General features: G+C 70.0%; 9 protein-coding genes. 5 read left to right on the top strand and 4 right to left on the bottom strand.

Annotated elements, in window-relative coordinates:
• Positions 1-117 precede the first annotated feature (117 nt).
• The 4 genes from ACWC1K_RS36020 to ACWC1K_RS36005 form a co-directional block, all read right to left on the bottom strand.
• A complete protein-coding gene (locus tag ACWC1K_RS36020) occupies positions 118-771 on the bottom strand; it encodes an NADPH-dependent F420 reductase (RefSeq protein WP_450837129.1) in 654 nt (217 codons plus the stop codon).
• A gap of 140 nt (positions 772-911) precedes the next feature.
• Positions 912-1,922, bottom strand: a complete 1,011-nt coding sequence (locus tag ACWC1K_RS36015) for a beta-ketoacyl-ACP synthase III (RefSeq protein WP_450837128.1) — start codon at positions 1,920-1,922, stop codon at positions 912-914.
• 318 nt (positions 1,923-2,240) lie between these two features.
• A complete protein-coding gene (locus ACWC1K_RS36010) occupies positions 2,241-3,068 on the bottom strand; it encodes a helix-turn-helix transcriptional regulator (protein WP_450837127.1) in 828 nt (275 codons plus the stop codon).
• Between the two features lie 140 nt (positions 3,069-3,208).
• Entirely contained in the window at positions 3,209-3,973 is a 765-nt protein-coding gene (locus ACWC1K_RS36005) for a thioesterase II family protein (protein WP_450837126.1), read from the bottom strand.
• 188 nt (positions 3,974-4,161) lie between these two features.
• On the opposite strand from ACWC1K_RS36005, the gene ACWC1K_RS36000 reads away from it, so the two are divergent.
• From ACWC1K_RS36000 to ACWC1K_RS35980, 5 genes are all read left to right on the top strand, one after another.
• Positions 4,162-4,986, top strand: coding sequence for a helix-turn-helix transcriptional regulator (locus ACWC1K_RS36000; protein WP_450837125.1), 825 nt, complete (start codon positions 4,162-4,164; stop codon positions 4,984-4,986).
• 105 nt (positions 4,987-5,091) lie between these two features.
• Entirely contained in the window at positions 5,092-5,445 is a 354-nt protein-coding gene (locus ACWC1K_RS35995; protein ID WP_450837124.1) for an acyl carrier protein, read from the top strand.
• Between the two features lie 53 nt (positions 5,446-5,498).
• Complete coding sequence (locus tag ACWC1K_RS35990; protein ID WP_351477626.1) at positions 5,499-6,119, top strand: hypothetical protein; 621 nt, start codon at positions 5,499-5,501, stop codon at positions 6,117-6,119.
• The gene (locus ACWC1K_RS35985) at positions 6,112-6,975 is read left to right on the top strand and encodes a hypothetical protein (RefSeq protein WP_450837123.1); all 864 of its coding nucleotides are present in this window, start codon (positions 6,112-6,114) and stop codon (positions 6,973-6,975) included. The genes ACWC1K_RS35990 and ACWC1K_RS35985 overlap by 8 nt, the downstream gene beginning before the upstream one ends.
• A gap of 44 nt (positions 6,976-7,019) precedes the next feature.
• A complete protein-coding gene (locus tag ACWC1K_RS35980) occupies positions 7,020-7,238 on the top strand; it encodes a tautomerase family protein (protein WP_351477632.1) in 219 nt (72 codons plus the stop codon).
• The last annotated feature ends 1 nt before the right edge of the window (position 7,239 follow it).

Genomic DNA, 7,239 nt, shown 5'->3' with positions numbered 1-7,239 from the left:
CGCGCTGCGGGCCGGCGTGGAGGTCTGATCGCCCCGCGGGCACACACGGGACCGCCTGCTCCGGCCGGAGCAGGCGGTCCCTTGTGTGCCCGTCGCGGTTTTCCTTCTCCCGACGGCTCAGCCGGCGAGTCCGGCGGCGGCGCGCACGCCCGCCGGGGTGGAGAAGTAGCCGAAGAGCGCGCCGCCCGGCTCCATGGCGGCCGACTCCTCCAGGCCACCGAGACGGACCGGGACGAAGCCGGCGTCGTGCACCAGGGTCTCGGTGACCCGCAGGGCACCGGGGTCGTCGGCCGCGACGGCCATGCCCCAGAAGTGGCGCTGCCCGGTGCCGCGCGGCCACAGCAGCTCGTCCGGGAAGTGGCTGAACGCGCGGGCCACGTGGCTGCCGGGCAGCCGCTTGGCGGTCCAGCTCCCCTGGGTGGCACCGGGGCCGAGCCCCGATACGAAGAGGCCGTGCTCCGAGACCGCGATCGGGCTGGTGGCGTCGATCACGATCTTCCCGGCCAGGCGGTCGCCCAGCTGGTCGAGCAGTTCCTCGAGGGCCGGATGCGGGACGGACAGCAGGACGACGTCACTCGCGTCGACGGCTTCCGCGTGGGTCGCGGCCCGGGCGCCCCCTCCCAGCGTCGCCACGAAGGAGGCGAGCCGTTCCGGGTCCCGGGAACCGAAAGTCACCGCGTGCCCGGCGGCCAGCCAGTGCCGGCCGAGCGGGCGGCCGATGTTGCCCGCTCCCAGGACGGCCACGGCCAGGGGTGTTGCTGATTCGGCCATCTGTAACTCCTCGACTTCTTCGGTGAGTTGATTGCGTACTGCGGAGAACGGAGAAACGGAGAACACGCGGGCCGGCAGCGCGGCCGGGTCCGGGAGCCGGCCGCCGGTCGCACCTGACCGGCGGCCGGCCGGGGCATGCCTCAGCCGGGTGCGACGTCGGGCCAGACCAGAGCGGTCGAACCCCAGGTCACACCGCCGCCGAAGGCGCTCATCAGCACGCGGTCGCCCGGTGTGATCAGGCCGCCGGTGACGGCGTCGGCGAGCGCCAGCGGGATGGAGGCTGCCGAGGTGTTGCCCACCCGGTCGAGATTGACGACCGTCCGCTCCCTGGCCATCCCGAGCTGATCGGCCACGGCATGCAGGATCCGCACGTTCGCCTGGTGTCCGACGAACCGGTCCACCGTCTCCGCGGCCCAGCCGGCGCGGTCGAGCATGGCCTGGGAGGAGGCCGCCATACGGGTCACGGCGTGCCGGAACACCGGCTTGCCCTGCATGCTGAAGTACGAGTCGGCGGGGCGTGCTCCGGATGCGCCGGCACCGGCGACCGGCTGCCGTGAACCGCCGGAGGGGACGATGATGAGGTCCTTCAGCGAGCCGTCGCTGCCCAGGTCGTGCCCGAGCAGCGCCCCCGGCTCGGCGGGGTCGCCCGCCCGCAGCACCACCGCCCCGGCGCCGTCGCCGAAGATGACCGAGGTGGTGCGGTCCTCGGGATTGAGGATCGTGGAGTACGTCTCCGCACCGATGACCAGGGCGCGTTCGGCGATGCCGGCCGCGATGGCACCCGTGGCGGACGCCAGCGCGTAGACGAACCCGCTGCACACGGCGGCGAGGTCATAGGCGGCGACGGTCTGCAGGCCCAGCCGGGAGGCGACTTCGGGAGCCGTCGCCGGGCACGGGTGGTCGGGGGTGGTGGTGGCGAGGACGACCAGGTCGACGTCGCCGGAGCCGGCCGACTTCAGCGCCCGGGTGCCCGCCTCCACGGCCAGGTCTCCGGTGGCGGTACCGGGGCCGGCCCAGTGCCGCTCGGTGATGCCCGTCCGGGTGCGGATCCACTCGTCCGAGGTGTCCAGGGTCCGGGACAGTTCCTCATTGGTCACAACGCGGGGCGGGACGTAGGTGCCGAGCCCGGCGAGGACCGCCGCTCTGCTCATGCCGCCGCCTCCCCCGCCAGCCGTCCGTGAGACAACACGTGGATCAAGGGGGCCTCCCTGAGTCGCGGTGCAGGACGCCGCTGCCGAGCTCGCGGGGAAGGGGCCGTTCTCCACTCTCGGGGAGAGGTGACGGACGCGGAACACGCGTCAACGGTGGGCCTGGCGCACGGTCGGCGGACGCGGCTTGACACGAACGGCGTGCATGCCCACGCCGTCTCGTACGGCGATTATCCGGCGGTGGGACGGACCCTCACCAGACCGTGCGAACGCTATGCGTGGCCGCGGTGGTGCCACGACCACCACCCTGCCGGCCCGCTCCTACTGCCAGACCGTCTCGGGGCCGGTGACACCCGGCGGCAGATACACCAGAAGGCGGGTGCACGCGGCTTCGTCGAGATCCATGGTGAACAGGACGAAGGGGAGGCCGCCCTCGTCGGCGTGGTCCAGCTCGACGGTCGTCGGCACGAACTCCTCGACCTCGTGGCGGGCCCACATCCTGGCGAACTCGTCATTGCTCTCGGCGAGCCGGTCCGCCATCTCCTCGTACCTCGGATCGTCGGCGAGGTACGACGCCTGGAGGCGGAAGCGGGCGGTCATCTGCCGTGCCACCTGGGGCCAGTTCAGATACTTCTGGCCGTGGGAGGCGGTGAACAGGCTGGTCAGGAAGTTCTGGTTGCCGTCGCGGCCCAGGTGCAACAGCTCGGCGGCCTGCCGGTTGGCCGCGACCACGTCCCAGTAGCGGTCGATGACACAGGCCGGGCCCAACAGCTGGGTGTCGACGATGCGTTGGAACACCTCACGGTCCGGTCGGCCCGCGCACTGCGCAGGTAACGGGGGGTTGGCGTCCGCGAGCCGGTACAGGTGCACGCGTTCCAGCTCGCTGAGGCGCAGAGCTCCGCTGATCGCGTCGAGTATCCCGTCCGAGACCCTGATGGGGCGGCCCTGCTCCAGCCACGCGTACCAGGACGCGCTCACCCCGGCCAGGACCGCGACCTCCTCCCGGCGCAGCCCGGCCCTTCTGCGGCCGCCGGCCGTCGCCAGTCCCACGTCCTGGGGCGAGAGCGCGGCACGGCGGCTCCGCAGGAAGTGCGTCAACTGGCTGCGCCGCTTGTTCTTGCCGTCGCTGAGGGAGGGCGTGACGTTCATGGCAACTGAATGTAGGCCGCACCGACACTCACTGTCAGCGGCGAGAATCACACGCCGGGCGGTTTGAGAGCCGTACCCACCGTGAATACCGCGATTCGGCGCGCGGGCGGCGCCCCGGGCGTCGCACCGCCGTCCGCTCCTCAGCGCCCGGCTGTCCCGAGCGCGCTCTCCAACTCCTCGAAGAACAACTCCTTGTGCTCCCGGTTGAAGAAGTGCCCCCCGGGCAGCGTGCGCAGCGAGAAGTGCGCGCCGGTGTGCCTGCGCCAGGCCGCGGCATCCGCCGCGGAAACCAGCGGGTCACGGCTGCCGTGCAGGACCCGGACCGGGCAGGGCAGCGGGGGGTGCCCCGCCGCCGGATAGCGGTAGGTGCCGTTCACCTGGAGGTCCTCCCGGAGCCGGTCCATGACGACCCGCATCCGCCCGGGGTTCTCCCGCAGCAGGCGTCCGGCTCCACCCAGGCCCAACAACAGCTCGAGGGCCGCACTATCCGGGAGCCGTACGTTCGCCGGCGCCGGGAGATGCGGCGCGCGGTGGGCCCCGGCCACGAAGCAGACGGGCGGACGCCGTCCCGCGGCGACCTGCCGCTGGGCCACACCGTAGGCGACCAGTGAGCCCATGCTGTGGCCGTAGAAGGCGTAGGGCTCGTCGAGAGAGGGAGTGAGCTGCCGTGTCACCTCATCGATCAGCGCGTCCATCGTGCTGACGGCGCCGGGGGCGCCGGACGGGGCCGTGGAGCGCGGCGGCATGGACACCGGCACCACCTCCACACCGCGGCCGAGCCACTGCCCCCAGCCCGCGAACGACCAGGCGCTGCCGCCCGCGTGGTGGAAGCAGAACAGGCGCAGCCGCGCCGTGGTCGTACCGGCGGTCGTGACCGCCGGGAGGTTCCCCGTTGTGTGGACCATGACGCAAGTCTGCCGCCGAAGTCCCGTGGCAGGCAGTGTGTGTCGAACCGGGTGGTGCCACCACCAGTGGTCCGGATGAGGGGTGGTGAATTTCATGTTAATTGAAGGTTTTAGTTGCCCGGCCATTTCGGCCACTCAATAAACTGCCGCCGAAGCTCGATCGGAACCAAAGGGAAAGAGGCCCCCACATGCAGGCAACTGCACTTCCCCCAGTATCCGGACTTACCCGAAGGTCGAAACTCCGCCATTTTCTGCGGGCCTGCCGGGAGCGAATATCACCAGAAGAAGTCGGGCTCGTTAACGTGGAGCGACGGCGCACCCCCGGATTACGCCGCGAGGAGGTGGCGGCCCTCGCCGGGGTCGGGGTGTCCTGGTACACCTGGCTCGAGCAGGGACGGGACATCAACGTTTCCGAAGGAATCGTGAGCGCCGTCAGCAACGCCCTGCGCCTCGAGGAGTGCGAGCGCCGGTACTTCTACCGACTGGCCGGCCACAATCCGCCGCAGCGCAGGGCGGGCCACCGCTGGGACGACGTACACGAAAGGATGCGCGCGCTCGTCGAGGGGTGGTCGTTCAATCCGGCCTACATCACCGACCGGTACGGGCGCATCGAACTGGCCAGCAGGTCGGCCCGTTCCCTGTTCCGGGTCAGTGCGAGCGGTGACAACTGCCTGGAGAAGTTCTTCACCGATTCGGCCACCCGCGCGAAGTATCCGGACACCGATGAGGTGGGCCGCTGTCTCGTCGCGCACTTCCGGGCACAGTCCGCGCGTTTCCCGGAGGACCCGGAGTTCGGCCGGATCGCCGAGCGGCTCTGCGAGAGCAGCCCGGAGTTCGCCGGCCTGTGGGACTCCCACGAGGTCGACGACGCCCGGCAGGTCGTGCGGAAGATCGTGCACCCCGAGGCCGGGGTGATGGTCTTCGACCGAGTGGTGATGCGGGTGCCGGAGTGCCCCGAATCTCTCCTGACTCTGTACATGGCCCGGCCGCGGCCCGAGACTGAGCTGGTCTGACACCGAACGCCGGCTCGGGACGCCGGCGCTCGCACAGGTGGTGTTCGTACCACCATCATGAGGAGACACTTCCTCCGCCCACGCCGCACTCCCAGTATGGATGCCGTGGGACGCGAGGGAATTCCGACACTGAATTCCCCACTCCTGGCAGAACTGCCCATCCGCACAGTGAAGTGCGATGCACCGGGCGTTCCCAGAGATTTCGCGGAGGAAGAAATGGGTAATTCGATCGTCAGTCGCATCGTCACCGTTCTGGGCGAACTCGCCGTGCCGACGGCAGATATCACGCCGGACACCACTTTCGAGGCAATGGAGATCGACTCGCTGCTGCTGGAAGAGCTGGCCCTGCGCCTGCAGAAGTCTTTCGGCATCGAGATCGAGATGGGCGAACTCGTTCCCGAGCAGACCGTCGCCGAGGCGGCCGCGGTGCTCGTGTCCAAGGGTGTCGCCGTAGCCTGACGCGCTCCACGTCTCACACGCCTTTCATACGCCTTTCATCGAGAGGAATTCCCATGTCTGCCAACCTGCTTGTTCTCAACGAAGTCGCCGTGGCCCCCGGCAAGGTGGACAAGGTTCTGGCCGAATGGAGCGAACTCAACAGCAAGGAGCCGGTGTCCGGCCGCGCGCTGTACCGCAGCGCGGAAGGCGACAACGTCCTCGAGATCACGCCCCTTGAGGACCTCGCGCAGCTCGGTGCCCTGAACGCCGTCTGGCAGAAGCTGGCGGAGAGCGTGTCGCAGGATCTCGTCACGGACTTCCGCCGCCAGCTGCTGGAGTTCGTCGAGGCACCCAAGGACACCACGGACCCGCTGCCGCGGACCCCGTACGTGCAGCTGCGTCACATCGAGGTCAAGCCCCGGGAGTACACGGCCTACCGGGAGTGGCGGGAGAACACCATCTTCGACGTCGTCCGGCGCGCGGACCAGGTCACGACGTTCCTGGCGTACCACTCGCTGCTGAGCACCGAGCCGGGCGTGATGTTCGTGTCCGGCTTCGAGGTCGAGCCGGAGGAGTACCAGAAGGTCTTCACCTCGCCGGAGTACCAGGACATCGTCCAGCAGGCCGGCGACCGCTACATCGTGGGCGGCGAGAGCGGTCTGTACACCCGCGTCTACCGGCGTGCCGATGTCTGAGTCCGGCCCGGAGACCCACCGGCTCAGCCTCACCACCCAGGGCCCGCTGTACCCGCCGAGCGAGGTCATGGACGGTGACGGCAACTTCGTGGTGGTGGGCATGATCAACCGGACCGCACCGGAGGGCGGGACCGTGCCCGAGTGGGGCGCGGCCGTGGTCTCCCCGGACAGCCCGGTTCCCCCGTTCGGCCGCCTCGCCCCCTACACGGTGCTGCGTGAGCTGGACACCGACCCGGACGGGGCGGACCGGGACATCGTGCTGTACACGTTGCCGCTGCCGCTGCCGTGCAACAACTACCCCATGGTGTTCGCGCCGGAGCAGTTGCCCGACGCGGATCAGGTCAAGCGGCCCAGCCACGCCTTCCACGAGGTGCCCATCCCGGACCTGCGCCCGGAGGACGGCCCCAAGGTCACCGAGCCGGTGACCTTCGGCGCGTGGATGCGGGCGAGCGGGACCCTTCGGGTCTCGGTCACCCCGGACGGCCATCGCGGCACCTTCGACTTCGAGTTCTCCCGTCTGGTGCCCGACAGCGTGTACACCGTGATGTCGCTGCGCGCCCGCGACCTGGATCCGGAAGGGCCGACCCGGCCGGGCCCGCTCGGTGTGCCGAACGTGTTCGTCACGGACGCGGACGGCTCCGGCCGCTATCACGCCACGATGCCGAACCCCTTCCCGGACCCGGACCTGCCCGGCGCCAACCGGATCGTCAACGTGGTCGTGCTGTGGATGAGCTACCAGCGCAGCTACGGCGGCGCCATCGGGGAGTTCGGGCTCGGCGGCGACATCCACGCCCATCTCAAGCTGCGCGGCCCGTCCTTCCAGAACCTGCGGACCACCGCGGCCCCGCACCCCTGACCTCCCGACCGACACGGCACACCCGAGAGCACAAGAGAGGCCTCATGCCCATCATCTCCGTCACCACCTGGGACGGTCAGGACGACGCCCAGGCCCAGGAACTCATGGAGGAGCTGACCCGGACCGTCCGGCGCGTCACGGGAGCCCCCCTGGACAAGATCACCGTCTATGTCCAGGAGGTGCCGCGCAACCGCTGGGCGGAGGGCGGAGCCCTGGGCAGCGACCCGAAGTTTCCCGAACTCAGCCGGCGTCTGGCCGAGTGAG

It is taken from the genome of Streptomyces sp. NPDC001492, from assembly GCF_053597275.1.
This window is presented reverse-complemented; position numbering and strand designations above follow the sequence as displayed.